The organism is Stutzerimonas stutzeri (assembly GCF_019090095.1).
GTDB lineage: Bacteria > Pseudomonadota > Gammaproteobacteria > Pseudomonadales > Pseudomonadaceae > Stutzerimonas > Stutzerimonas stutzeri_AN.
Genome location: NZ_JAGQFP010000002.1, coordinates 784,297 through 809,737 on the forward strand (window position 1 = coordinate 784,297; position 25,441 = coordinate 809,737).

16 protein-coding genes are annotated in these 25,441 nt (G+C 63.7%); 5 read left to right on the forward strand and 11 right to left on the reverse strand.

The genetic code is table 11. The features are described from left to right. Positions 1-72 precede the first annotated feature (72 nt). The 9 genes from KVO92_RS22845 to KVO92_RS13275 all read right to left on the reverse strand — a co-directional run bounded on the left by KVO92_RS22845 (position 73) and on the right by KVO92_RS13275 (position 17,559). Positions 73-726 carry a hypothetical protein gene (locus KVO92_RS22845; protein ID WP_217477250.1) on the reverse strand — a complete coding sequence of 218 codons (654 nt, stop codon included), beginning with the start codon at positions 724-726 and terminating at the stop codon, positions 73-75. A 542-nt stretch (positions 727-1,268) separates the two neighbouring features. After that, positions 1,269-4,571 carry a hypothetical protein gene (locus KVO92_RS13240; RefSeq protein WP_217476089.1) on the reverse strand — a complete coding sequence of 1,101 codons (3,303 nt, stop codon included), beginning with the start codon at positions 4,569-4,571 and terminating at the stop codon, positions 1,269-1,271. Beyond that, positions 4,568-6,706 (reverse strand): type VI secretion system tip protein VgrG, encoded by a 2,139-nt coding sequence (tssI, locus tag KVO92_RS13245; protein ID WP_217476090.1) that lies wholly within the window; start codon positions 6,704-6,706, stop codon positions 4,568-4,570. The genes KVO92_RS13240 and tssI overlap by 4 nt, the downstream gene beginning before the upstream one ends. 194 nt (positions 6,707-6,900) lie before the next feature. Further along, the gene (locus tag KVO92_RS13250; RefSeq protein ID WP_217476091.1) at positions 6,901-7,419 is read right to left on the reverse strand and encodes an Hcp family type VI secretion system effector; all 519 of its coding nucleotides are present in this window, start codon (positions 7,417-7,419) and stop codon (positions 6,901-6,903) included. Positions 7,420-7,699: 280 nt separating this feature from the next. After that, on the reverse strand, positions 7,700-9,160 hold the full coding sequence (selO, locus tag KVO92_RS13255; RefSeq protein ID WP_217476092.1) for a protein adenylyltransferase SelO: 1,461 nt from the start codon (positions 9,158-9,160) through the stop codon (positions 7,700-7,702). An 80-nt stretch (positions 9,161-9,240) separates the two neighbouring features. Beyond that, complete coding sequence (mscK, locus tag KVO92_RS13260; protein ID WP_217476093.1) at positions 9,241-12,555, reverse strand: mechanosensitive channel MscK; 3,315 nt, start codon at positions 12,553-12,555, stop codon at positions 9,241-9,243. Between the two features lie 111 nt (positions 12,556-12,666). After that, entirely contained in the window at positions 12,667-14,412 is a 1,746-nt protein-coding gene (locus KVO92_RS13265; RefSeq protein ID WP_217476094.1) for a potassium/proton antiporter, read from the reverse strand. A 322-nt stretch (positions 14,413-14,734) separates the two neighbouring features. Beyond that, positions 14,735-16,537 carry an acyl-CoA dehydrogenase gene (locus KVO92_RS13270; protein ID WP_217476095.1) on the reverse strand — a complete coding sequence of 601 codons (1,803 nt, stop codon included), beginning with the start codon at positions 16,535-16,537 and terminating at the stop codon, positions 14,735-14,737. A gap of 119 nt (positions 16,538-16,656) precedes the next feature. Beyond that, positions 16,657-17,559, reverse strand: coding sequence for a polyprenyl synthetase family protein (locus KVO92_RS13275; RefSeq protein ID WP_336512639.1), 903 nt, complete (start codon positions 17,557-17,559; stop codon positions 16,657-16,659). A 124-nt stretch (positions 17,560-17,683) separates the two neighbouring features. On the opposite strand from KVO92_RS13275, the gene fni reads away from it, so the two are divergent. The 5 genes from fni to KVO92_RS13300 are packed head-to-tail and all read left to right on the forward strand — an operon-like array spanning position 17,684 to position 23,662. After that, complete coding sequence (gene fni, locus KVO92_RS13280; protein ID WP_217476096.1) at positions 17,684-18,733, forward strand: type 2 isopentenyl-diphosphate Delta-isomerase; 1,050 nt, start codon at positions 17,684-17,686, stop codon at positions 18,731-18,733. Positions 18,734-18,776: 43 nt separating this feature from the next. Further along, positions 18,777-20,066 carry a glycosyltransferase gene (locus KVO92_RS13285; protein WP_217476097.1) on the forward strand — a complete coding sequence of 430 codons (1,290 nt, stop codon included), beginning with the start codon at positions 18,777-18,779 and terminating at the stop codon, positions 20,064-20,066. Further along, positions 20,059-21,225, forward strand: coding sequence for a lycopene beta-cyclase CrtY (crtY, locus tag KVO92_RS13290; RefSeq protein WP_217476098.1), 1,167 nt, complete (start codon positions 20,059-20,061; stop codon positions 21,223-21,225). The genes KVO92_RS13285 and crtY overlap by 8 nt, the downstream gene beginning before the upstream one ends. Then, positions 21,222-22,739: a phytoene desaturase gene (locus tag KVO92_RS13295; protein ID WP_217476099.1), complete on the forward strand. Its 1,518-nt coding sequence runs from the start codon at positions 21,222-21,224 to the stop codon at positions 22,737-22,739. The genes crtY and KVO92_RS13295 overlap by 4 nt, the downstream gene beginning before the upstream one ends. Then, a complete protein-coding gene (locus tag KVO92_RS13300) occupies positions 22,736-23,662 on the forward strand; it encodes a phytoene/squalene synthase family protein (RefSeq protein WP_217476100.1) in 927 nt (308 codons plus the stop codon). Before KVO92_RS13295 ends, KVO92_RS13300 begins: the two co-directional genes overlap by 4 nt. Before the next feature lie 16 nt (positions 23,663-23,678). Here KVO92_RS13300 and KVO92_RS13305 read toward each other — a convergent pair whose 3' ends face one another. Further along, the gene (locus KVO92_RS13305) at positions 23,679-24,167 is read right to left on the reverse strand and encodes a sterol desaturase family protein (RefSeq protein ID WP_217476101.1); all 489 of its coding nucleotides are present in this window, start codon (positions 24,165-24,167) and stop codon (positions 23,679-23,681) included. Positions 24,168-24,260: 93 nt separating this feature from the next. Next, entirely contained in the window at positions 24,261-25,304 is a 1,044-nt protein-coding gene (locus KVO92_RS13310; RefSeq protein WP_217476102.1) for an NAD(P)H-dependent flavin oxidoreductase, read from the reverse strand. Between the last annotated feature and the right edge of the window lie 137 nt (positions 25,305-25,441).

Here is a 25,441-nt window from a genome sequence, read left to right on the forward strand (position 1 = left end):
ACGCGAGCGGCATTCCTCCCGGATACGGCCGCCTCATACTGAGCAGCGCTGCTACCGAGAGTGCTCCATCGACTAGCTAGGCTCGGTACCGACACGATGTTGATGGACATTGCTGAAATCATTGCCCTTTGGAGTGGCATGGATGCATTTCGCCTCCTGGCTACGGTAGTAGTCTTCGACGCTCAGGCCTGGGGCGATCTTGGCGCGCAGCGCGCAGGGTTGTTGTTGCCAAGGGTGGCTGGCCAGTTTCTCCCTCAGCTTCCTCGACGCAGAGCTGCGCTTCCAACCTTCGAGGGTAAGGTCGCGCCAGTAGCGTTCGGGTCGGCCAATGGTGGCGTCATGGGCGGCGGTAACCGGGTCTAAGTAACGACTCTGCTCCAATACGGGCAGATCGGGCAGCGGCTGCTCGACATCCATATATCGCTGCAAGGTATCCCAAAAGGCGTAAAGGTTGGGTTTGTCGAGGCCCAAGCTGTGCATTTTCATGCCTAGGCAAACCTTGGTGTCGGTGTAGCGGTGGTGCAGCCAGAGTACGTAGTCATGGCCGCCATGAGGGGTGATCTGCAGCTGCATGACCGGGTCGAATTCGTAGAACGGGGCGACGAAGGGCGAGCGGAAGCGCCGACCGATACGTAACATGCCGTCGCGCCGGTTGAAGCCGCTGCCGTCGTGGGTATAGATCAGGGAATAGAGGCCGATTAGCAGGTCGGCGCCGATTACCGCCATAAAGAGCAGAATCGCGCCGAACCAGAATGCAGTTTGTTCGTCCCAATAACCCCAGAGCGCGCCTTGGTCCCAAGCAATGGTTCCGGCGGTAATTATTCCGAACACTCCGCCAAATATATAAGCCAGCCAGGGCCTCGATGAACCGTAAATCACGAGACAGGCGATCATAATGAAGAGACCTAGTGTTGTGACCAAGAAGTTACTATTAAAAACATCTGCCAGTTTTAGTGTCCATGGGAAAAAAAATGACATTAAGCAGCAAAGCTTTAATATGAATAAAAAATGCAATAGCTTGCCGCTATTTTCAAAATTCCAGCGTTCCGCATCGCAATAAATCTGCTGTTTGCGTTTTTCCTTGGTTTGCCGCTCATAGGCCAGATGAGTCTCACCCATAAGCTGGCTTTCGATCTCGGATATCGAATCCAAGTTGGCGTAATGCCCCCATTTCAAGGCGGTATCGAACAAACCTTGCTTGTCGCGAATCGGTGGAGGCAGTGGGGGCAAGGCTTGGCCGCGATAGGCGGCAGGGCCGTAGGTTTCAGTCATACCTTGAATTCCAGGGTTTCGATTAGCCAGTAGGGAACGTCATCGGTCCTAGCGTTTAGCGCCGGGGGCTTGGCGAAGGCTGCTTGATAAGGTTGCCAGGTTTTCGGGTTGGGCTGTGGCAGCACCAGCTCGTCGGAGCGGTCGGCCTCCTTGGCGAGGCGGAACTGACAGAAAACCTTGAGACGCTGGGTGACCTTCTGCCCATGACGTTGCAATGGGGTAAGCGTCATCACGGGAAACTGCTTCGGCAATATATAGAGCACCGAGGCCTCGTCCAGAGGGTTTGCGGTCAGCTTGGCCTCGTCGATCGGGCGATGCTCGGTGCGCTCCGCATTGAAGGCGCCATTGAGGGGAAGCACCCCCAATGCTTCCCGGGCAAAGAACTGAAAGTCCTGGGCGTCGAATAGGCCCAACAGGGGAGAGTGGATACGCACCGCCCAGTCGTCGCGCTCGAAGGGCTGGGCCGAGGTGCGACGGCATTCCAGGGCCGCGTTCAGCGGGGCGCGCTGCCGATTGAGGCTGCTGATACCCGCACGCACGCTCGCAGGCGCCAGATCCAGCCAGTCGCCTAGACGACTAACTTGGATCACGGGCCGGCCGAGGATGCCGAGCAGCTGCTGGTAGGCAACATGCGGGTCGCTCAGATGAGCGAAGCGCTGGTCGTCTCCAAGCAATTTGTCGAGCGCGTCGACCTGCCCATGATCCTTGCCAAAAGGCCCGTTCTTCATCAGCGCCTCGACGTCGCTGTCGACCAGCCAGCCGGCGAGGATACTGCCGCCGATAAACAGCGTGGCCCCGGCAACCAGCACCACCGGGTTGATGCACATACCAAAAGCGTAAGCCGTCCAGGCCGCCCCGCCCGCCGCCGCCACGCCATAGGCCAGGGCGGCATCGCGGTCGCCCTGATGCCAGGCACGCTTGGCGTCCCAGACGGTGATCGCCGTCGTGAAAAGCATGGCTGTGCCAGATAAGGCGCGCAGTATGGGCAGGCGCGGATTGTTCGTTTGCTCGACCAGATTTTTGGCCCAGCGGGTGGAAAACTTGGAAACACCGAAACGAGGTTGATTGAGTAGGCTTACGAGCTGATGCTCACCGCCAAGAATAAATTTCGATAGGTTGCCCGAGGCAACCACAAGGTCAGCCGCTGCAGATATATATCCGGCGCGATAGCGGTCTAGACCATCCCCCGCTTCCCTTTCCAAACTCATCATCCCCTCAACCTGCGCACTCAGGTTGTACAGGGCGCAAGCCACCGCAACCATAGGAGGAGAAGGCGACTGCGCGACAGTGTCGAGTTTGCTGGCCACCGCATGTTTCCAAGCGCTGTACTTGATCACCTCAGGATGGTTGGCAGGGGCGGCGATGATGACTCCTGCCCCACGATTGGGCAGCCCCCGTCCCACCTGACGCGGGCTGGTGGAGCCGATGACCTGACCCTCCGTATTGACGACGTTCATATACAGGTAGTTCTTACGGGTGATGGCCGCCCGCTCCGTGGCGGTCAGGCCATAGCGCAGCCCCTCTCCTTGAACGCCCAAAATCCGTAGATTCGAAGCCTGGGCCTGTGCTTCGCTGACCAGTTGAATGCCACGCCAGCTGGGACAAAGTTTCTCGAGGACGCCGTGAGTCGGTGCGAACAGGCGCTGGAACTCGATGGCTACGTTCACGTTAGCGTCGTTCAAGCGCTGCACCTGGGTCAGCACGGCTATGGAGAAAGTGTCCATAAAGTCGCCGATTAGGGCGTGCAGATTCTTGTACACCAGCACCTTGTCGGTGTCTTGCGGGTCAATGTCAGCCATGTGCAGCAGGCTGTTCATGCCCATGTGCTGTGGCTCGGGTTCGCGTTTTTTTGCGGCCAGGGCGACAAGCCGCTCTACGGCCTCGGGTAAGGTGCCGTCCGCCTGCGCCAGGAGAGGCTTGGTGAGTGGGTGATGGCCTGTTAGAAGGCGTTCGCTCAACTGGGCGATTCGGATTCGCAACGAGTTATTGGCGTCGGCCGGAGACAAGGCATCGATGTGCTCGGGTAATTTGCCCAAGGTGCCGAATATCTCGCTGAGCAACTGGTAGGGTTCCAGCAGGCGTTCGTCGTGGGTGTATTGCCAGTCCCACAGCGCTGCCGCCAGCGAAACATTCGATAGAAGACTGATCATGCGTTGCAGTTGGGATGACAGAGCGGTCCTTACCAGCTTGCGTTCGCCGTCGAACACAGCGTCGTGAAGTTGCTCAAGGTGCAGGTGCTTCTTGAACTTGCCCAGAGGGCTGCTCGGGCTCTGCATGACCGAGCTGTACAGCGCATGGGCGTAGCGACCATTGGGGCGATGCGGCACCAGCGCATTGAGGGTAAGAAGGTAGGACTCCGCCAGACGCGCTTGCGCACAGGCATGCCTGAGCGCGAACAAGGGGTCGTCGAGCATCAGCCCTACCAGCTTCGGATAGGCTCGCATATTGCGTTCCGCAAGCACATCCGCACTGGCCGCCAATGTGGGCAGGGGCTGCGGTGGCGCACTACGGGTGGCAAAAGCCAGTTCTTCCAGGCGCAGCTGCATGCGGCTGCTCATTTCATTCGAGGGGATGCTGCTCAGGCTGGGGGTGAACAGGGACGGATCGCTCAGCAGGCTCTCGATACTGAAGTCGCGCGCTCGAAAGCCTTCCGTCTGCGCGCTGATCACCACCGCCGGCATGGCCTGCGTCGGCCGCCATTGATCCATCCCAACGACCGCCGCCGACCAGGCGAACGCGACGATCTGGGCGCGGCTTTTGACTCGATTCCGATCTGCCTCAAGCCAGCGGATATATTCCCACGTCCAGGGCTTCTCGCTGTAGGCCATCAGGTAGTTGTTGGCGACAGATTGCCCCTGCACCAGGATGGGGATCAGGAGCACTTGCTGCTGCTTGCCGACGGACGGTCGATCATCGGCAGCCGTCCCGCTCTCGGCCTGTTTGCGCCAATGTGCGAGATCGACATCCTTCATGTTGCCTTTGCCGTCGCACCAGACCTCACGCCAAAGCTTGCCATTCTGGAATACGTAGATTCGCCCTGGACGTGGCAGCGCTCCCCGGGGGGCCTCGTTGTAGGCGTCATGTCCTGGCAGCTTGGCCAGCGGCATGATGGCCAAGAATGTGTTCTGTTGAACGTTTACTTCTTCCTCATGGCTGCGCATGTCTACAGCGATGGGCAGAGACAGCTTGCCACCATCCTCCCGGTCGACATTCAGCACGAGCCTCTTGCGCTGCGCATTTTCGTACTCGGCACGCTTGCGAACACCCTGCTCGATGGGTTGATCCTTCAACTCGCTCATGCGTCTTCCTCCGGGTCGAGCAACTCAACTTGCCCGCCTTGCTCCGGGTCGCCCCAGACATCCACGATCAATTGTTGCGGTCCCGGGACCACTTTTTCTATTGGGGCTGGTAACCGGTTCGGATTGGCGGTGCTGGTTTTCTCGCCCACCGGAGCGGTATCTGCTGGTTTGGGCAATACCGGTGAGATGGGCGCCGCCGCTGAGCCATTGCCCGGTGCCCCGCCGTAGTTGATCCGAATCACCGGTCCCACCAGCGTCACGCCGCTGGCGTCGAGCTTGATAAAGCTGCCTGCGGCCTTGAAGGTCAGTTCGCTGCCGGCTTCGAGGACGACCCTGAGGCCGCTGGAGAGGTGGATTTCGTTGCCGGCCTCGATGAACTGGCCGGTGCCGATCTTCAGGTGTTGGCTATTACCCACGGTGAGGTGGTCGTTGGCGCGGATTTCGGTCTTGCGGTCGGCGTGGGTGGTGCGGTGTTCTTCGGCGCGGTATTCGCTGTAGCTGTTGGCCTCGACGGTGTCGTGGCGCTCGTGGCCGACGCGGATCTTCTGGTCGTGCTCGATGTTCTCGTCCCAGTCGCGCTGGGCGTGGAGGTAGATCTGTTCGGCGCCCTTGCGGTCTTCGATGCGCAGTTCGTTATACCCGCCACCACCGGGTGAGCTGAGCGTCTTGAAGACGGAGCGGGTCTTGTTCGCCGGCAGGTCGTAGGGCACGACGTGTTCGGCGTGGTGCAGGCAACCGGTGACCAGCGGCTGGTCGGGGTCGCCTTCGAGGAAGGTGACCAGCACCTCCATGCCGACACGCGGGATGGCGATGCCGCCGTAGCGGTCGCCGGCCCAGCTGGAGCTGACGCGCAACCAGCAACTGGTCTTGTCGTCGGCCTGGCCATCCCTGTCCCAGAAGAACTGGATCTTGACCCGGCCGTACTTGTCGCAGTGGATCTCCTCGCCAGCAGGGCCGGTAACTACCGCGGTCTGACTACCCAGAATGCGGCGCTTGTGATGGCGCAGGGAGGGGCGATAGGGGACGGCCCACGGCGTTGCGGTGAAGCGGTTGCGGTAGCCCTGATGGAACGAGTCATCTGTTTCCCCTTCTCCCCGATGGGACGAGGCTGCCGACCTGCGTAGGGTCATGTCACTGCTGATCGACTCTTCCAGCACCTGCGGTTGCTTGCCTTCGTGCCGCACCTCGGTGAGCAGCCAGAGCTGGTTCCACTCGCTGCGGGGGTGCGCCTGGAGCGGGAGGAAGTGGCCGCTGGCGAGCCGGGGGTGGTCGCCGTCGCCCTCGGCCTGTTCGAAGTTGTGGCGATGACGTTCCAGGGCGCGTCGGGACAGCTGCTTGCCGCGCTCGCGGTCGGTGAAGCGGCCCGGGTAGTCGTAGTCCTCGAGGTCCGGCTGACTGTTGCCTTGTGCCATCGATTCGAGCGTCAGGCGCGGTTTTTCGAAATCGTAGTCGCGGCGGGTGATGCGGCCTGTGCGGGTTTCGAAGCGGACGCCGAAATGCTTGATGACGGTTTCGTCGGCGACCAGCCCGCTGTCCTGTTGGTAGGCGACTGGCTTGAGCGTCGGGAAGACCGTTTGGTCGTCGCCGAAAACCAGCACATGCCCGCTGGGGCTGTGCTGGAAGTGATAGTGAATGCCTTCTTCTTCGCACAGGCGCTGGACGAAGTGCAGGTCGCTTTCGTCGTACTGCACACAGTATTCGCGTTCGGGATAGACCACCGGCCCCAGGTCGAAGCGATGACCGTCGCCGGCGAGAATGCCGTGCGCCTCCAGCACTTGAGTGATGATCTGAGGCACCGAGCGGTGCTGGAAGATGCGCTGGTTGGTGCGGCGAGCCAGGTTGGCGAGGCGCGGCATGAGGACTACGTGATAGCGCGTCAGGCGCTTGCCGGATTCGCCTTGTGCAGCCTGGTGGATGTGTCCGTGGACGCCAGCGCCCTCGGTGTCGAGTGAGAGGTAGGCCGAGCGCTGCAGCAGATCCTCGAGGTCCAGGTCGGGGCGCTCGCTGACCAGCTCCAGCTCGAAGCGGTAGGGCTCGCTGATGGCGTCGCGACCGGTGAAGGCGAGCACCTGCAGGTCGTGCGCTAAGCCTTCGATCTGCAGGGAAAAATGAGGTTGGTTGGCGGGGGCGAACATCCGTGTTCCTCCTGGTTCCGTCCTTGGGTGCGCCAGGGCGCGCGGGGCTCTGATGTACCACGCACTGGCCGTGGTGCGGTGCGCTGGGTCGCGCATTGCGGTGCCGCGGTTCGGATTTGTACTACTGCTTCGCAAAAAAGGCTCCGGCCGGGCGTGCCGGACCGAAGCCTTGGGTGCCGCGCGTCGCCTTGGTCTTAGCTGGCGATCGGTGCACGCCAGTCGTCGGAGCCGGAGGTGCCGGAGACTTCGTGGGTCCAGACGATCTTGCGGTAGGTGAAGTAGACGTCTTCCAGGTGGGTGAAGTGGGACATGTTCGGGTCCTGGCAGTTGGGCATGCGCGACTGCACGTCGACGATGACCGCATCTTCCAGTTCGATGGTGAAGTAGTGCTCCTGGGTACCGGTGGACGAGGTACGGTACCACTCCAGGCGGCACTTGTTCAGCCGCTCGCCGGAAGTCAGGGCGTTGAAGATCAGCGGCGACGACTTGTCGAACACCTTGGTGATCATCAGCGGCTTGTGCACGCGCTGGCCGGTGGGCTGACCCGACTGCGGGTCGCGCGGGATGATGACCTGGTGCTGGAAGGCCTGCACCAGGATCTGGTCTTCGTGTCCTTCCTGGAAGATATTGCCGACCGAGTCCTCGGTGAAAGTGCCTGCGGTGATCAGGCCTTGCTTGGTGCCTTCGAGGGACAGATACGCGGGTGTTGGCATGAACGCTCTCCTTGCCTTGTTGAATGCCGGATTGGCATCTGAACGGTACAAAGGGCGTGCCAGTGCAGAGAAAAGCTAAATATTTCAATGAGTTAATTGTTGGGCTGGCGGCGCGTGCGACCGCTCTGGGCTGCCGCTCACATTCAGCTGGGCAATATCCTGCCGGCACCTGCGCAAGATCTGGCGCACCTCGGCGGAAGCCCCGCTAAACAGGCGCGTCGCGGCGATACCGGCGAGAGGTTGAGCCGCGCCCTGCGCAGCATGTTGCGCAGCCCGAGGCTCAGGATGAGCAGCTGATTTCCAGATGCTTGCCCCATTCCGGCGGCCGTTCGGCGTAGCGCTCCATTCCCGGCTGCTCGTCGAAGGGACGGCTGAGGACCTGATGCAGCTCGCGCACCGGACCGTAGTCGCCGGCTTCGGCCGCCTCGATGGCTTGCTGGGCCAGGTAGTTGCGCAGGATGTACTTGGGGTTGGCCGCCTGCATGCGGGTGCGACGCGACGCCTGGTCACCGCCTTCCTGTTCGCTGCGTTGGCGGTAACCCGCCGCCCAGTCATCGAAGGCGTTGAGATCGATGAAATCCTCGCGCAACCGCGCCAGCGCCTGTTCCGCCGGGCTGTCGCCGAGCTCGCGGAAGAAGCGCGTGTAGTCGATGGCGCTGCTCTGCATCAGTTGCAGCAGGCGTTGGATCAGCGCTTTGTCGCCCTCATCGGCGGTCTGAAGTCCCAGGCGTTTACGCATCAGATCGAGCCACGCCGCTTCGTAGATCGGCAGGAACAGGTCCATGGTGGCGCGCAACTGGTCGATCGCGATGAAGGGTGTCAGGGCCTGCGCCAGTGCGGCGAGGTTCCAGTGCGCGATGGGCACCTGGTTCTCGTAGGAATAGCGGCCGGCGTGGTCGGAGTGGTTGCAGATGAAGCGCGCATCGAAATCGTCGAGAAACGCGTAGGGGCCGAAGTCGAAGGTGATGCCCAGAATGGACATGTTGTCGGTGTTCATCACGCCGTGGCAGAAGCCGTAGGCCTGCCATTTGGCGACCATCTCGGCCGTGCGTTCCAGTACTTCACGGAAGAAGGCCTGGAAGGGCTCGGGATGCTCCAGGCATTCTGAAAAGTGGTTCTCGACCACATGATCGAGCAGCTTCTTCAGTTCGTCGTGCCGCTTGGTGTAGTAGAAATATTCGAAATGACCGAAGCGTACGTGACTGGGCGCCAGGCGCATCAACATCGCGCCACGCTCCGGGCGTTCGCGATAGACCGTGGAGTCCGACCCGGTCACGCAGAGTGCACGTGACGTAGGAATGCCCAGCGCATGCAGGTGTTCGCTGGCGAGAAACTCGCGGATCGACGAACGCAGCACGGCGCGACCATCGCCCATGCGCGAATAGGGCGTCAGGCCGGCGCCCTTCAGATGCAGGTCCCAGCGCTCGCCGGCGTCGTTGAGCACCTGGCCCAGCAACAGCCCGCGGCCATCGCCCAGTTGCGGGTTGTAACTGCCGAACTGGTGACCGGAATACACCATCGCCCGCGGCTCCGCCGTGCTCCAAAGCTTGTGGCCGGAGAACAGCTCGGTGAACAGCGGCTCGTCCGCCTGCGCCGGGTCGAGGTCGAGCAACGCCATCGCGGCCTCGCTGGCCACGACCAGGCGCGGATGTTCCAGCGGCTGGGGCATGATCTCGGTGGAAAACACGTCACCCAGCCGGGCGAAGCGGTTGTCGAAATGCAGCTCGGTCAGCGTTTTCACAGCGGCTCCGGCATGGGGCGGTACGGCGTCCGGTTACGGGCGCATTTGAGTGTTGGAGGCCAGGTCGGCGGTGACGTTCATCAGCCCTGACTGCCGGTGGGTGGCGCGGCGGGCTTGTCCTGCGGATCGTTCTGCCGGGGCAGGGTCCCGATCTGCAACTGCTTGCCGTCGAAGTTCTTCAGGAACACATCCACCTGACGGAAGGCGATGTTGATGCCGGCCTTGGCGAATTCGCGATCGATGAAGCGGTTGATCTCGTCGTTCGCCGGGTTGCGGTCACCGAGGTCACGCACATGGATGCGCAGCTCATGGTCGAGGGTGCTTTCGCCGAAATTGAGGAAGAACACCTGCGGCTCCGGATCCTTGAGCACTCGCGGGTTGTCCTGCGCGGCCTTGTACAGCAGCTTCTTCACCAGATCGAGATCCGAACCATAGGCCACACCAACCTTGATCGTGACGCGGGTGACGGTGTCGCTCAGTGACCAGTTCACCAGTTGGCCGGTGATGAAGGTCTTGTTCGGGACGATGATGTCCTTGCGGTCGAAGTCAGTAATGGTGGTGGCGCGGATGCGGATACGGCTGACCGTGCCGGACAGGTTGCCGATGGTTACCACGTCGCCGATGCGCACCGGGCGTTCGAACAGGATGATCAGGCCGGAAATGAAGTTGGCGAAGATTTCCTGCATGCCGAAGCCGAGGCCCACGGAAAGCGCGGCCACCAGCCACTGCAGCTTGTCCCAGCTGACGCCGAGCGTCGACAGGGTGGAGACGATGCCGATACCGGCCAGCAGATAGGACAGCAGCGTGGTGGTGGCGTAGGCGCTGCCCTGGGCCAGTTGCATCTTCGACAGCACCAGCACTTCCAGCAGGCCGGGCAGGTTGCGCGCCACGGCAAAGGTGATGGCGACGATCAGCAGCGCGCCCAGCAAATTATTCAGCGTGATCGCATTGGTCGCTGCCGTATCGCCAGTGCCGCTGACGAACTCGTAGAGCACCACGTTATCCAGGTAGGAGACGACGCTGATCAGGTCGGCCCAGACCCAGTAGAGCACCACGAAGAACAGGCCGAACATGGTCAGGCGGGTCAGCCGCAGCGACTGCTGGTTGACCTGCTCGATGTCCAGTGTCGTGGCGCCGGTGGTCTCGCTGGTATCGGTGCCTTCGTCGACTTGGGCTTCACGCTTGGCCAGCGCCCGTTGATAGGCGAGCCGGCGCGCGGCAACGGTCAGCCCGCGGATCAAGGTGGCTTCGATGACGATCCACGCCAGCAGCAGGTAAAGCGTATCGATCAGCCTGCCGGTCAGCTTCAGCGCGGTGTAGTAGTAGCCGAAGCCGACCACCACGATCAGCGCCAGCGGCAGCACGCTGAACAGCAGGCCGATGAACCGGCGAAACGGTGGCGCGTTCTGGCTTGACGGACCTTTGCGCAGCAGGCGGGTCAGACGCCAGCTCATCAGCGCGAAGCAGACCAGCACCACGACGATGCCGATCACATCATCGACCAGGCTGCCTGGCTGATGCTCAGCGATCGCCACTACCGCCACCAGCGCCATGACCACCAGCCCGAGCCGGCGGATTTCGTTGCGCAGGAAGGCCACCTGCGGGCGGTACCAGCCGAAGTGCGTTTCGGCGACCCGATTCGGCGCCAGCATGCGGTAGGCGCTGTAGAACACCATCCAGGCCTGGGCCATCTGGTAGAAAGCGGCACCAAGACTGGTGTTCTGGCCGCGGCCATCCATCTGCAGCAGGTAACCGCAGAGGGCCAGAAACAGTGCGCCCGGCAACGCCAGCAGCAGGTTCAGCAACAGGGCCAGCGGTGTATGCAGCTGGCTGTCGTTTCGAAAATGGCCGATATCGCCACTCAGGGCCTCGAGCTTGGCGTTGATCGCCTGCCGGCGCCAGAGCAGCAGGCCGATCATCAGCAGCAGGGGCACGAAGAACAGCGGACGTTCCAGCAGCCCTGCGCCCAGTGCCTCGAACACTGAAGCCCAGGGCATCGCCCTGAGCTGACGATCGAGCAATGTCGGAACGCTCTTGAGCCAGTCGAGGTCGAGCGGTTTGTTGCTCGGAATCCAGAACATCTGCTCATCGAGCGTCTCGCGCATGGCCTGCGCCTTGCTTTGCAGCTGGCGTTGGTTCAACTGCAGCGTGATCGATTCGCTGAGCAAGGCGTTGAGTTCGTGGTTGAGCCGGTCGAGCAGTTCTCCGCGGGTGCGCACCAGCTCCAGCAGGGCGCTGCGCAATTCCGGCGTGACCTCGCTCGGTGGCTGGCTCGCCAACTGCTGCTCGACATAGTCTTCCGCGTTGCCGGCTGCTTCGCGGCGCTGGTTCAGTTCGAACTGGTAGAGGCGGATGTCGGCGATCTCGTCGGCCAGATTCTTGTCCAGCTGCAGCTTCGGCAGGGCCTGCTGCTGCTGATAGAGGACCTTCGACAGCAGCAGGCTGCCCTCGAGCACGGCGATCTGCTCCTCCAGCGCCTGGTCGGCCTGGTTCAGCGTATCGAGTTGCTGGCGGGTCTGCAGGTTCTGTTGGGTCAGGTCGTTAAGGCGTTCGGTGGCGCGCAGCAGATAGCCTGACAGCCGCCGGTTCTCCGCGCTCTCGGCGGGTAGCAGTTTGTCCGAACCGGCTTTTTCCGCTTTCAGCGAGTACTTGGCGACGGTCTGCTCGGACTCTTCCCGGCGCTTGTTGTTGATCGCCGTCTGCAGCGCCATGGTCTCTTGTTCGGCGCGCGCGATCCGCTCGGAGAGCAAGTCACGGCGCGCCACGCCGAGGTCCTGCAGCTGGCTGTTGCCCGCCAGTTCGGCGCGGCGCAGCTCGATCTGCGCGTTCAGGGCAGCCTTCTCGGCGCTGAGCAGCGCTCGACGCTCGTCATTCAGCGGTTTTCCGTCCTCGCGTCCGCTCTTGAGCAGGGTGTTGATCTCGTCGATCCGCGTTTGGAACTTGCTGATATCGGCCTGCGCGCGTTCGGGCCGGGTCTGCGCGCTGATGATCATGCTGTTGGCGGCGGTCAGCGCGGTCTGCCAGCGAGACAGTTCGTCGACGCGCTCGGCCAGGCGCTGTTCCAGCTCAGTCACCGACAGCTTGGCCAGCTTCGTCCCCAGATCATTGAGGTCGCTGCCCTTGAGTTTGCTCAACTCGCTCTGGGACTGGGTGATTTCCTTCGGCGCGCCGGCCAGTTCGGCCTTGAGCTCGGTCAGGCGCCGTTGCGCCGTTTCGGCCTGCTCCGCCAGGCGCTGTGCTCGATCGTCGAGACTGGGTTGCGAGTCTTTCGGCGCCTCGGCCTCAGCCGCAGGGGCACCGCTCAGGCCAGGCATGGAAGGCGCGGCTTGAATGCCGATGAAAGACGGAGCGACAGCCAGCAGAGACGCCAGCATCAGGGAGCGCAGGAAGACCATGGACACTATCGAAAGAAAAAAATGAGAGCAGAGTCTAAGGGCTGTCGATGGGCGAGGCGAGCCCACAGATCGGAACGCGCTGCGGCGATCGATGCGGGCTGACGGCCAGCCTTAGAAGTGCAGGCTGGGGCCGGGCTTGTTGCCTTCGGGGAATTTCAGGCCGACCTTGCGGACTTCGCCATGCTCCATCGCGGCGATGGTCCAGATCAGGCCGTTCCACTCGACTTGGTCGCCGGTCACCGGCTTGCCGCCGACACGCTCGGCCATGAACTGCCCGATCTGCTGGTTGCCGTCGACGTCGCCCAGTTTCAGGCCATACAGCGCGGCCAGTGCGCTCAACTCGGCTTCGGCCTCCAGGATGAAATCGCCGAAGAAACGCATGTCGCGCCCGCGCTGCGGTGCCTCGCTGAACAGCTTGCCGAGTGCCGGGAGGTCTTCTTCGTGGCCGATGACGCAAAGGATGTCATCGACCTGCAAGCGCGTACTGCCGGAGGGGTGCAACAACGCCTTGCCGCGAAACAGCGCAGCGATGCGCGTGCCGGTGGGCATTTTCAACTCGCGCAGGGCCGCGCCGATGCACCACTTCTTGGCCGTCAGGCGGTAGATGAACATTTCCCACTGGCTGGTGGTATGGATCTGCAGCCCGGCACGCGAGATGGGCAAGGGTGAGGGCGGTACTTCGACCTTGGCCTTCTTCGCCGCCCAGGTCAGTGTGGTGCCCTGCAACAGCAGCGACACCAGCACGATGAAGAACGCCACGTTGAAGAACAGCTGGGCATTTTCCAGCCCCGCCATCAGCGGAAAGACCGCGAGGATGACCGGCACCGCGCCGCGCAGGCCGATCCACGAGATGAACAGGCGTTCGCGCAGGTGGAAGCTGCGAAACGGCAGCAGGCCGATGAATACAGCCAGCGGCCGGGCAAAAAGGATCATCCACAACGACAGCGCCAGCGCCGGCAGCGCGATGGGCAGCAGGTTGCTGGGGGTGAGCAACAGGCCGAGCACCAGGAACATGCCGATCTGGCTGAGCCAGGCCAGGCCGTCGAACATGTGCAGGATCCCGTGACGGTTGCGGATCGGCCGGTTACCCAACAGCAGGCCGCAGACGTAGACGGCGAGGATACCGCTGCCGCCGATCGCGCCGGACAGCGCATAGATCATGATGCCGCCCGCCACGGCCAGCAGCGGATAGAGGCCATCAGCGACCGCCAGGCGATTGATCAGCTGCAGCAACAACCAGCCCCCGGCAAGGCCGAGCAGGGTGCCGATGCCGAACTGTTGCAGCAGGTTGGCGAAAAAGCCCCAGCCGAAGCCGGTCTGGCCGGAGGCGAGCATGTCGATCAGCGCGACGGTCAGAAACATCGCCATGGGGTCGTTGCTGCCCGACTCGATTTCCAGCGTCGAGCCGACCCGCTCGTTCAATCCGCGGCCGTTGAGCAGGTTGAACACCACGGCGGCGTCCGTCGAGCCGACGATGGCTCCGATCAGCAGGCCCTGCATCAGCGGCAGATCGAACAGCCAGGCGGCTGCCAGGCCGGTCAGGCCCGAGGTGATCACCACGCCGGCAGTGGCCAGGGAAAATGCCGGCCAGAGCGCAACGCGGAAGGTCGCGGCGCGGGTCCGCATGCCGCCGTCGAGCAGGATGATCGCCAAGGCCAGGTTACTGATCAGAAACGCCAGCGAGTAGTCATCGAAGACGATGCCGCCAATGCCGTCGACGCCGGCCAGCATGCCGACGGCGAGGAAAATCACCAGGATCGGCACGCCGAGGCGCGTCGACAGCGAGCTCATCAGGATGCTCGCCGCAACCAACAGGGCACCGACGAAGAACAGTTGGTTGATGTGGCCGATTTCCAAGCGTGCGCTCTCCGGGGGTCAGTGCCGCTGGCGAACATGCAGGGCGCATGCCAGCGATTCTAACCTGCTGATTTGACGTGCTGTCAAAAAACGCCGGGGGATAGTGGCCATCGAGATGAGGTCGGCAGCGCTTGATTCGGGTCGGCGAGCTACGGAGTTATTGGGGGACCGGGGCAGTCCGTTGTCGTGATTCGATGAATTGCACCCATCCTACAGCTGTAGGATGCCAGGCCTGACAGTGCCTGCAGGATGGGTGAAACCCATCAGCCGGCAGGCGATGGACCCACGCAATCCGGCCCATCCCCTCGCTCAGCCTTAACCGCTAAAACCATTCTTCCCGCATGCCGAGGCAGGTGTCGTCACGGGCGGCCAGCAAATCCAGTTCATGGTGGCAGCTCGGCACTTCCCAAGTCAGAAAGTAGCGCGCGGCCTGGAGTTTGCCGCGATAGAACGCGCCATCCGCCTCGTTGCCCTTGGCCAGCCCCTTTTCGGCGCGGATCGCCTGCTCCAGCCAGCGCCAGCCGATCACGGCATGGCCGAATACCTTGAGGTACAGCGCCGAGTTGGCCAGCGCCTGGTTGATCTTGCCGGCCATCAGGTCGCCGAGCAGGGCTTGGGTGACCTCGGTCAGGCGTGCCAGCAGCTGCTCCAACGGCTGGCGCAGCGCATCCAGCGAGCCGAACTCGCCGGCGCGCTTGCAGGTGCCCTGGATCAGCCCGAGCAGCTGGCGCAGGCCGGCCCCGCCGTTCTGCATCAGCTTGCGCCCCAACAGATCGAGCGACTGGATGCCGTGGGTGCCCTCGTGGATCGGGTTCAGGCGGTTGTCGCGGTAGTACTGCTCGACGGGGTACTCGCGGGTGTAGCCGTGGCCGCCAAGAATCTGGATCGCCATCTCGTTGGCCTTGAGGCAGAACTCCGACGGCCAGGACTTGACGATGGGAGTGAGCAGATCCAGCAGCTCGTGAGCGTTCTTGCGCTCTTCGTCGGTCTGCGCAGTCTGCTCCTCGTCGACCAGACGCGCGGCGTAGAGACCGAGATCGAAGGCGCCTTCGACGTAGGCCTTCTGGGTCAGCAACATGCGCTTGATGTCGGTGTGCTGAATGATCGGCACCTGCGCCGATGCTGGGTCCTTGCCATCGGGCAGGCGGCCTTGTGGACGTTCCCGGGCGTAGTTGAGCGAGTACAGATAGCCGGCGTAACCGAGCATGATCGCGCCCATGCCGACGCCGATGCGCGCGTCGTTCATCATCTGGAACATGTACGACAAGCCCTTGTGCGGCTCGCCAACCAGATAGCCGACGCAGTTGCCGTTGTCGCCGAAGTTCAATGCGGTGGAGGTCGTGCCGCGCCAGCCCATCTTGTGGAACAGGCCGGCCAGGATCACATCGTTGCGCTCGCCCAGTGAACCGTCATCGTTGACCAGGAACTTGGGCACGATGAACAGGCTGATGCCTTTCACGCCGGGCGGGGCGTCCGGCAGCTTGGCCAGCACCATGTGCACGATGTTTTCCGACAGCGGATGATCGCCGCCGGAGATGAAAATCTTATTGCCCTTCAGGCGGTAGGTGCCGTCGCCGGCCGGCTCGGCGCGGGTGCGCAGGTCGGACAGGGAGGAGCCGGCGTGCGGCTCGGTCAGTGCCATGGTGCCGAAGAAGCGGCCTTCGAGCATCGGCTGGAGGAAGCGCTGCTTCTGCTCGTCGCTGCCGAACACTTCGATCAGATGCGAGGCGCCCATGGTCAGCATCGGGTAGGAGGAGGTGCCGATGTTGGCGGCCTGGAAATGCGCGAAGCAGGCACGCGACAGCAGATTGGGCAGCTGCATGCCGCCGTCCTCGAAGCTGCGCGAGGCGTTGTGGAAGCCCGCCTCGATGAAGGCGTCGACCGCAGGCTTGACCTCGGGAATCAGTACCGCTTCGCCGTTCTGGTAGATCGGCTCGTTCTCGTCGGCCTTGCGGTTGTGTGGCGCGAAGAGGTTTTCGGCAATGCTGCGGGCGGTGTCCACCGCGGCGTTGAAGGTTTCGCGGCTGTGCTCGGCGAAACGCTCGCGTTGGGTCAGGGCCTCGGCATCGAGCACTTCATAGAGTTCGAATGCCAGGTTGCGTGGGCAAAGCAGCGTCTCGGACATGACAATTCCTCCGGTGTTATACGGGCGAGTCTAAGGAGCCGCCGAGACCGATGCCTAGCACCATACATTCGAGTGATAAAGCGACACACAGTTGTCTTCTAGGCCTTGTCTGGGCCGGTTCAGTGTGGCCTTGAGCAGAAGTAGCCGAGCAGCTGGGCCAGCTGGCCACCACCGATACCCGCGTCGACCAGGTGTCGTCCGGCACTGGCCAGGTGCGCGTCTATGCGTTGGCGCGCGGCGTCCCGGCCCAGCAGCGCGATCACGGTGCTTTTGCCTGAATCCTTGCCTGAGTCCTTGCCGATCTGCTGCGCACTCAACCCGTCGGCAAGGTCGTCGAGCAGCTGGAACGCCTGGCCCAACTCGGTGGCATAGGCGTTGAGGTGATAGGTGCAGGTTGCGTTGGCGCCGGCCAGCAGCGCGGCGAATCCCACCGCAGCGGTGAACAGCGGGCAGGTCTTCAGGCAATTGGTCTGGGTTATGGCCTCGAGCGGCCGTGCATGCTTGCCTTCGCGCAGATCGTGCAACTGCCCGCGGCTCAAGCCTTGCGAGCCGGTCGCTTGGGCAAGTAGCTGCACCAACTGGATACGGACTTCCGCCGTGATGCCCTGGGTGGACGCGGCTATGTTGAAGGCATGGCTGAGCAGCGCCACCGAGCCCAGAACGGCCACATCCTCGCCGTACTGCCGATGGATCGTGGGCCTGCCGCGGCGCATCTCGGCGTTGTCCATGCACGGCAGATCATCGAGAAACAGCGAGGCGGCATGCACCATTTCCAGCGCGCAGGCCAGATCCAGCCCGACGCTCGTGGCGGCCTCATCCTGCAGGTCCTTGAGCGCCAGCATCAGCAGCAGCGGACGGATCCGCTTGCCCGGGGCGAGGGTGCCGTCGCGCATCGCGGCAGCGAGTACGTCCGGCAATGGCGTCTGCGGCAGCCACGCGTCGAGCCTATCGTCAATTTGCGTGCGTAACGCGCTGATCGTCTGGTCGAAGACGTGTTGCATGTCGGGCAAGGCAGTGGCCACGGTGACCTCCTGGGTCGGACTCTTAAAATCGTGACAGATCTTGTACATTATGTAGAGACATGTACAGGTCTGGCACTTTTAATGACCACATTCGTCAACATAAGGTCATCGAGCGAGGCGCTGCATGAACAACGAAATGATTGCGGGACGTAAGAACGATCATCTGGATATCGTGCTGGACCCTCATCGCGCTGGCTCAACGGTGAATGCGGGATATGACGCCCTGACATTCGAGCACTGCGCCTTGCCGGAACTGCGTCTGGACGATATCGACATCGGGGTGAGGCTTTTTGATCGGCGTTTGGCAGCGCCACTGCTGATCAGCTCGATGACGGGCGGCGCGGCGCGGGCCACGCAGATCAACCGCAACCTGGCCGAAGCCGCCGAAGCGCTGGGTATCGCGCTGGGTGTCGGCTCGCAGCGCATCGCGCTGGAAACAGGTGCCGATCAAGGACTTACGCGGCAGCTGCGCCAACTCGCTCCGAACATTGCGCTGCTGGCCAATCTCGGTGCCGCTCAGCTGGTGGCCGGTTATGGCCTGGAGCAGGCGCAGCGCGCGGTCGACATGATCGAGGCCGACGCCTTGATTATTCATTTCAATCCGTTACAGGAAGCCGTGCAACTGGGCGGCGACCGGGACTGGCGCGGCGTGCTGCGAGCGGTCGAAGCCCTGGCGACGCGCCTGCCGGTGCCGCTGGTGGCCAAGGAGGTCGGCGCGGGGATATCGCCGAGGGTGGCGCAGCAACTGCTTGATGCCGGGGTCGCGGTCATCGACGTCGCCGGGGCGGGGGGCACTAGCTGGGCGGCCGTCGAAGCCGAGCGACAGCCCGACCCCCAACAACGCGCCATCGCCCAGGCGTTCGCCGGCTGGGGCATTCCCAGCGCGCAGGCGATCGCCTCGGTGCGTCGGGCCTGCCCTGGGGCGCGTTTGATCGCCTCGGGCGGGATTCGTGACGGCATCGATGTCGCGAAGGCGATTCGCCTCGGCGCCGATCTGGTCGGTCAGGCCGCCGGCGTGCTGGATGCGGCGCTGCTCGGCCCCCAGGCGGTCATCGATCATTTCCAGGTGATGATCCAGCAACTTCGCATCGCCTGTTTCTGCACGGGGTCGGCTGATCTGGCGGCACTGACGCGAGCGCCGCTGTTGCCGGCCTTCGACCCGAATAGCCTCTGATGCGCGCGCTGCGCGGTGCCGCTGGTTGGACGGACGTTGCTCGATGATGCACTTCGCCGTGATTTCGCCGCCGTTTCTGAGCCATCTGCGCGCCATGGAAGCGATTGCCGGACAATTGCTCGCCCGTGGTCATCGAGTGGCCGTCGTGCAGCAGGCCGATGTTGCTGCGCTGCTGCGCGACCCTCGCCTGGGTTTTGCCCAGGTCGGCGCGGGCTCGCATCCGTCTGGCTCGCTCCAGGCGGTGATCCAGCGTGCCGCGCGCCCTGGCGGGCCATGGGGGATACGCCGGGTGATCGCCGATATGGCCGCGGCGACCGAAATGTTCTGCCGAGACGCGCCCGCCGTGCTGCGCGCCCTCGGTGCTGATTGCATCATCGCCGACCAGATGGAGCCGGCCGGTGGGCTTGTGGCGGATTACCTCGGGCTCCCGTTCGTGTCGGTCGCCTGCGCCTTGCCGGTCAATCGCGAAGCGCGGGTGCCGCTGCCGGTCATGCCCTGGCGCTATCGCCCGACGCCTTGGGGCGAGCAGCTGAACCTGCACAGCAGTGGTGTCTACGACCGGGCCATGCAAGCGCACGCCGCGGTCATCGCGCGCCATGCTGCGGCGTTCGGCCTGCCGCCTCGCCAGCGCCTCGATGAATGCCTGTCACCGTTGCTGCAACTGAGCCAGACGACCGCCGGTTTCGATTTTCCGCGTACCTCGCTCCCCGAGCATTTTCACGGCGTCGGCCCTCTGCGCTCGGCGCTGAGCGAGGAGCCGCCGATGGATATTCCGGTCGCGACCGGCCGGCCATTCGTCTTCGCCTCGCTGGGCACGTTGCAGGGCGATCGGTTCGGCCTGTTCCAGCGGATCGCCGGGGCCTGTCGCGAGCTGGATGTGCAATTGCTGATCGCCCATTGCGGTCGTCTCGATACCGCGCGAGCACGACGATTGCTCGAGGCCGGCGCCAGCTGGGTCACTGACTTCGCGCCGCAGCGTGCGGTGCTGGCGCGAGCGGATGCCGTGGTCACCCATGCCGGACTCAACACCGTACTCGACGCGCTGGAAGCCGGAGTGCCGAGTCTGGCGCTGCCCATCGCCTTCGATCAGCCCGGCGTTGCCGCACGGGTGGTGCATGCCGGTGTCGGTTTGAAGCTCGATCCGCGCTTGGCCGGTCGTCGCCGCATCGTGCAGGGGCTGCGACGCCTGCTGCGCGACCCTAGCTTTGCCCAGCGCGCCAAGGCATTGGGCGACGAGGTGCGCGCCGCTGGTGGTGCCCCGCTGGCGGCGCAGTTGATCGAGGCGGCGCTCGCAACGGCATCGCCCACCTTGCCGAGGGTCGAACATGGTTGATGCGGACCTGATACTGGTCGGCGGCGGTCTGGCCAACGGGCTGCTGGCCCTGCGTGTGCGCCAGGCGCGTCCGGATTTGCGGTTGCTGATCATCGAGCAGGGCGAAACCCTCGGCGGCAACCACACCTGGTCGTTTCACCAACATGATCTGACACCCGCCCAGCACGCCTGGCTGGCGCCCTTGGTGGAACATCGCTGGCCTGGCTACCAGGTTATTTTCCCGGACCTTCGACGCCGGCTGGGCAGTGGCTACGCCAGCCTGTTTTCCAATCGATTCCATCAGCTGCTGGTGTCCGAGCTGGCTGATGGCGTGCGCCTGAACACGACCGTTGCCCAGGTTGAGCCGCGACAGGTTCGACTGGGCTCGGGCGGGGTGTTGCGAGCCGGGGCGGTAATCGATGGGCGCGGCGTGCGCCGGACCGAGCAACTGGCGCTGGGCTTCCAGAAATTTCTCGGGCAGGAGCTGCGCCTGGACACGCCGCATGGCTTGCGGGAGCCGATCATCATGGACGCCAGTGTCGCGCAGCAGGATGGCTACCGATTCGTCTATGTGCTGCCGCTCAGCGCCGATACTCTGCTGATCGAGGACACCTATTACGCCGACGGCGATGCCGTTGCGCCGGACACCTTGCGGGGCAACATCCGGCGCTACGCCGAGGCGCACGGCTGGCGCATCGCCGAAACGCTGCGCGAGGAACAGGGCGTACTGCCCATCGTGCTGTCGGGCGACCTGCCGGCGTTCTGGGACGAGGTGCGTGGCGTACCGCAGACGGGCCTGTCGGCCGCGCTATTCCATCCCACCACCGGCTATTCCCTGCCGGACGCGGTGCGTCTGGCCGATCATCTGGTCGCGCTGGACCGCTGGGATGCCGACAGCCTGTTCGCGGCAATCCGTGATTACTCGATGCTGCAGTGGCGGCAGCGTGGGTTTTTCCGATTGCTCAATCGCATGCTGTTCATGGCCGGTCCGGCCGATCGCCGCTGGGCGGTCATGCAGCGCTTCTACCGTTTGCGCGAATCGCTGATCCAGCGCTTCTACGCAGCAGACCTGACCACCTGGGACCGCTTGCGCATCGTCTCGGGCAAACCTCCCGTGCCGGTGGGCGAAGCGCTTCGTGCGCTGGCAGCCGGCAATCTGCACCACAAGGACAAACGATGAACGAGGCAACTGGCGCTGTGAAACGGGCGGTGGTGATTGGGGCCGGCTTCGGCGGGCTGGCGCTGGCCATTCGGCTGCAGCGCGCCGGTATCCAGACCACGGTACTGGAGAAGCGCGACAAACCGGGCGGCCGTGCGTACGTCTATCACGATCAGGGCTTCACCTTCGACGCCGGGCCAACGGTCATCACCGATCCGCCCGCATTGGATGAACTGTTCACTGGCGCCGGCAAGCGCATGGCGGACTACGTCGAGCTGCTGCCGGTCAGCCCCTTTTATCGGCTGTGCTGGGAAGACGGCTACAGCTTCGACTACGTCAACGATCAGGCCGAGCTGGACAAGCAGATCCATGCGCTGAACCCGAAGGATGTCGCCGGCTACCAGCGCTTTCTCGCCTATTCCCGTGCGGTGTACGAGGAAGGTTACGTCAAGCTCGGCACGGTGCCTTTCCTGTCGTTCCGCAGCATGATCGGCGTCGCGCCGCAGCTGGCCAAACTGCAGGCCTGGCGCAACGTGTACAGCATGGTGTCGAGCTTCGTGGAGAACGAGCACCTGCGCCAGGCGCTGTCGTTCCATTCCCTGTTAGTCGGCGGCAATCCCTTCGAAACCTCATCGATCTATGCGTTGATCCACGCTCTGGAGCGACAGGGCGGCGTCTGGTTTCCACGCGGTGGCACCGGGGCGCTGGTGCAGGGGATGGTCAGGCTGTTCGAGGACCTGGGCGGCAAGCTGGAGCTGAATGCCGAGGTGGCGCGCATCGAGCTGGCCGGGGGCAAGGCGAGCGCGGTAATCACCGGCGATGGCCGTCGCTTCGACACCGATGCGGTGGCTTCGAATGCCGATGTGGTGAACACCTACAAGCAGCTGCTCGGCCATGAGCAACGCGGTCGTGACGAGGCCAAACGGCTCTCCGGCAAACGCTTCTCCATGTCCTTGTTCGTGATTCATTTCGGCCTCAAGCGTCGTCATGAGCATCTGCAGCACCACACGGTGTGCTTCGGGCCGCGCTACCGCGAGCTGATCGATGAGATCTTCAAGCGCGAGACCCTGGCCGATGACTTCTCCCTCTACCTGCATGCGCCCTGCGTCACCGACCCCTCGCTGGCGCCGGAAGGCTGTGCCAGTCATTACGTGCTGGCACCGGTGCCGCATCTGGGCACCGCGGATATCGACTGGGCGGAAGAGGGGCCCAAGTACCGCGATCGCATCTTCGAATACCTCGAGCGGCACTACATGCCCGGGCTGCGTGAGGATCTGGTGACCCACCGCATCTTCACGCCGTTCGATTTCCGCGACGAGCTCAATGCCCATTTGGGCTCGGCGTTCTCGCTGGAGCCGATCCTCACCCAGAGCGCCTGGTTCCGCACCCACAACCGCGATGACGTGATTCCCAACCTCTATATCGTCGGTGCCGGCACGCATCCCGGTGCCGGTGTGCCGGGTGTCGTGGGGTCGGCCAAGGCCACGGCCGGGCTGATGCTGGAGGACTTCATGTCGCAGGAGCGGGCCGGATGAACGATCAGGTCATCGACCAGTCGACGCAGGCGATCAACCTCGGCTCCAAGAGCTTTGCCGCGGCGGCCAAGCTGTTCGACGAACGCACGCGCCAGAGCGCGGTGATGCTCTACGCCTGGTGCCGGCACTGCGATGACGTGATCGATGGTCAGACGCTTGGACATGGGCAGGTCGAGGGCGACCGCTCCACCGGAGAGGCACGCCTGGCCGAGCTGGTGGACCTCACCGAGCGTGCCTACGCCGGCGAGCCGATGCGCGACCCGGCTTTCGCCGCCTTCCAACAGGTGATTCGGCGCCATCGGATTCCCAAGGCCCATCCGCTGGAGCATCTGGCGGGCTTCCGCATGGATGTGCAGGACTACTGTTACCAAACCCTCGACGACACGCTGCTGTACTGCTACCGCGTCGCTGGCGTGGTGGGCCTGATGATGGCAAAGGTCATGGGCGCCGAAGCGGAAGCGACGCTGGACCGGGCCTGCGATCTCGGGCTGGCATTCCAGCTCACCAATATCGCGCGCGACATTGTCGAGGACGCCGAGATCGGTCGCGTCTATCTGCCGGCTGAGTGGCTCGCGGAGGCGGGTGTCCCGGCTGACGAGGTCGCCTCTGCGCAGCATCGCGGGGCTCTGGCGACCCTGGCGGCGCGGCTGGTAGACCTGGCCGAACCTTACTATCAGTCGGCCTCGCAGGGCTTGCGCGATCTACCGCTGCGCTCGGCCTGGTCGATTGCCACGGCTCACGGTGTCTACCGGCAAATCGGCGTCGAGGTGAAAGCGCGCGGCGCAGCGGCCTGGGATGCGCGGGTGTCGACCAGCAAAGCGCAGAAGCTGCAGTTCCTCCTCGGCGGCGGCGTGCTGGCGCTGGCCTCGCGGCGGATGCAGGTCAGGCCGCGTCCTGACGATCTTTGGAATCGCCCTCGCTAGGTAGGGTCAACAAACCCTAATTCTTCTTGCGCAACGGCCCATCGTGCAGCTCGCGCAGCTGCTGCTTGAGCACCGGCAGCGGCGGCGCGTAGAGAAAGCCAAAGGACACGCAGCGCTCCTTGCCCTCGACCGCATGATGCAGGCGGTGCGCCTGGTACAGCCGCTTGAGATAACCGTTGCGCGGCACGTAGCGCAGCGGCCAGCGGTGATGCACCAGCCCGTCATGGGCGACAAAGTAGAGAAAGCCGTAGGCCGTCATCCCGGCGCCGATCCATTCCAGCGGGTGATAGCCGGCGGTGCCGAGGGCGATCAGCCCGATCGCGACGCCGGCGAACACCACGGCATACAGGTCGTTCTTTTCGAACCAACCCGTGCGCGGCTCATGGTGCGACCGGTGCCAGCCCCAGCCCCAGCCATGCATCACGTACTTGTGCGCCCACCAGGCGAACAGTTCCATGCCGGCCAGGGTGGCTAGAAATACCAGGGTGTTGGTCAGCACGGTCATGTCCGATCCGTTCGTCTGCAGGTCGCGCCAGTTTACGCGCTGCGTCGCCACAATGAACCTGGCTCCGACGCTTGGCGCGGCGCTCGTTGTCGCTTAACGGTTCCAGCCGGCCGCCAGCGCTTCGGTCAGCCGTGCCGCCGGAATCGGCTGGCATCCGCTGACGTTTTGCCCCGCCCAGAGCGGTGAAAAGTGATCGATGCCCTGGGGCTCGGCGGTGGCGCGCAGGCTGCCGATGGCATTGCCTGCCAGCGGAAACGCCGGCACGGCGCTGGGTCGGGCACCCAGTTCGCGCATGAGGCGATTGACGATGCCCCGCGCGGGCCGGCCGGAGAACAGGGTGGTCAATACGGTGTGCTCGGCATCCGGGCTCTGCAGGGCCTGGCGGTGCAATGGGCTGGCGCGGCTTTCGTCGCATAACAGGTACGCCGTGCCAACCTGCACCCCCGCTGCGCCAAGTGCCTGCGCGGCGGATACGCCGCGAGCATCGGCAATCCCACCGGCGGCGATCACCGGCACGTCCAACGCGGCGACGAGCTGCGGCAGCAAGGCGAAGGTGCCCAGCTGACCGTCGATGTCTTCGCTGAGAAACATGCCGCGATGCCCGCCGGCTTCGACGCCCTGGGCAATCACCGCATCGACGCCCTGCGCCTGCAGCCAGCGGCCTTCCTCAAGCGTCGTGGCGCTGGAAAGGATCTTCGCACCGGTCGCTTTGACCCGCTGTAGCAGGTCCGGCGCCGGCAGGCCGAAATGGAAGCTGACCACCGGCGGGCGATGGCGCTCCACCACCTCGGCCATCGCGGCATCGAACGGTTTGCGAGTCGCCCCGCTGGGGATGCTCGCCGGGTCGATTTCCAGCTCTTTCAGGTAGGGCGCCAGTAACGCCAGCCAGGCCTCGGTGCGTGCCGGGTCCTCGACAGGCGTTCGATGGCAGAAGAAGTTCAGGTTATAGGGTCTGCGCGTAAGTGCTGTGATGGCGCTCAGTTCGGCGTCGAGTGTTTCGGCGTTGAGCATGCCGGCGGGAATCGAGCCCAGCCCGCCGGCCTCGGATACCGCCGCCGCGAGCCGATGGTTCTGTGAGCCGGCCATCGGGGCCTGGATCACGGGCAAGCTGATCTCGAAAAGGGCGCGGATGTCCATCGGTACTCCTTGATCGGTTGGGCAGAGCTACAGACTGTAGCAGCCGTTTGTCGCGGATTTGCACACGAGGTTGCGCCGCGATTCGCCGGCCCCCTGCGAATCGCGGCGTCGCGCAGTTAGACTGTGCGCACTTCAGG